The organism is Neobacillus cucumis (genome assembly GCF_002860255.1).
In the GTDB taxonomy this organism is placed as follows: domain Bacteria; phylum Bacillota; class Bacilli; order Bacillales; family Cytobacillaceae; genus Neobacillus; species Neobacillus cucumis_A.
Genome location: NZ_PGVE01000051.1, coordinates 1 through 1,647, shown reverse-complemented (window position 1 = coordinate 1,647; position 1,647 = coordinate 1). Strand labels below are relative to the sequence as shown.

General features: G+C 39.2%; 3 protein-coding genes. 1 reads left to right on the top strand and 2 read right to left on the bottom strand.

What is annotated here, in order from left to right:
- On the bottom strand, positions 1-454 hold a 454-nt coding region (locus tag CVD27_RS13295; protein WP_257984355.1), incomplete at its 3' end, for an LCP family protein.
- Between the two features lie 23 nt (positions 455-477).
- Positions 478-1,113: a DUF1232 domain-containing protein gene (locus CVD27_RS13290; RefSeq protein WP_101648396.1), complete on the bottom strand. Its 636-nt coding sequence runs from the start codon at positions 1,111-1,113 to the stop codon at positions 478-480.
- A gap of 141 nt (positions 1,114-1,254) precedes the next feature.
- Here CVD27_RS13290 and CVD27_RS13285 point away from each other — a divergent pair, with 141 nt between their 5' ends.
- Complete coding sequence (locus CVD27_RS13285) at positions 1,255-1,575, top strand: peptide-methionine (R)-S-oxide reductase (RefSeq protein WP_101648395.1); 321 nt, start codon at positions 1,255-1,257, stop codon at positions 1,573-1,575.
- The last annotated feature ends 72 nt before the right edge of the window (positions 1,576-1,647 follow it).

Sequence of the window (1,647 nt, the reverse complement as noted above, 5' to 3'; positions counted from 1 at the left end):
ATTCAGGTCCTCCAAGTGCATAAGCGGCATTGATCTTTTCCATACCGTGACCCGGAATATCGACGTATATATCACGCATCAACGAGATTAATTTCACTTTGTTTGTTGTTTGATCGTAGTGACCGATCATCAAAGCGTCTGAACGAGTGTCATCTTCGTCGCCTCTTGCATCATCACCGATCAACAATACGTTAATTTCTCCAAATTGTGATTCGCCACCTTCAAAGTCGTCAAAAGCAGAATCGCTAGTAGAAAAAGTATTACTGCTGTCGCTGAGTTCTGTATGTATTTCATTTGTTTTGCCGCCGCTCGCAAACGATAAGCCGTTTGAATATTGTGCAGCGACGTATCCGCCACCCGCTAACAGTAGCAAAGTGAATACCATGAATATTAACCGTTTATATTTTCTTTTAAGTTTTTTCTTACGACGCTTTCCAGTCTCTCTGTTTTCCATTAATGTCACACCTACTCATTTGATTATGAATTCTTTGTTAGTACGCTTGAAGCAATTTGGACCGCGATCGCATCGTCTAGATACCCGACCGCAAAAATGTAGTCCGGGATGACATCTACAGGAATGATAAAGTATAATAATGCGCTGCCGATAATGGCTAGATCACGTTTTGCAACATCTTGCATTTTAAACCGTGTAAATAATTCTTTCATTTGATCGACGAATGGACCTACTCCGCCAGCCAGTTTTAACTTGTTATCAAAGTCATGAAGAATTCTTTCTCTTCCTTCAGTGGTTTGAACATATGCTTCATAACTTGCAAGTTGAAGTTTGACTTTTTCAATAGAGATATCCGCAGATAGAAGTTCTGATGTTTCGACCAATTGTTGAATTGTTTCATCGTATGTAGAATGGATCACATGTTTATGATCAACCGGATAGCCTGCCGCCTGAAGTAACTTGGCTAATGGAATTTCTAAAATTATTGCGAATTTCTCTAGATGATCTAGTGTTGCTTTGCGTTTTTCATTGATGATTCTAGAGATGGTTGAAGTGTCAATATCTGTAAGTTCGCTTAGTTTGCGCATGGACAATGAACGTTCTTCTAAAACATCACGCAATAACTGCCCGACAGACAGACCAAGACTACCTTCTGACATGACACTACCCCTCCATTTCTACTACACCGGTAAAAATATGTACTTCTCTCAAAATACTAAATGTTTGTTGGCAAATTGTCAACGGTTATAAGCAAGGATCTTTTTTTGTCGAAAAACGTCTGCCGCTGATTTAAGTAAAGTTTGAATGAATCACAATCTGTAGGCTATATCGTATTGTTATTTTCACGTTCTGATCAGTATGGCCCTCAGTGCGGTTGGCCAAGTATCATGCAGCCAATCGTTCCGGAAGTAATGACGGAACATATAGAAAAAAGTTTCAATAGGATCCGAACTGAAGTGAGAAGTTTTGCAGGTGATAGGCATTTGGGACATATATTCGAAGATGGACCAAAAGATCGCGGAGGATTACGTTACTGTATTAACAGTGCATCGATTGAATTCGTACCGCTAAAAGAAATGGAAGCTAAAGGCTATGGCTATCTGATAAGTTATGTAAAATAATATATGCTGAATCCCAATAGAAGGAAAGGAGCCACTCTTTCTTTCTTTCTTTCCTTCTTCACAGGATTGTTA

Excerpts from the sequence above, each read along its gene's own strand:
- CVD27_RS13290 (WP_101648396.1), bottom strand. The coding sequence starts at position 1,113 with ATGTCAGAAGGTAGTCTTGGTCTGTCTGTCGGGCAGTTATTGCGTGAT.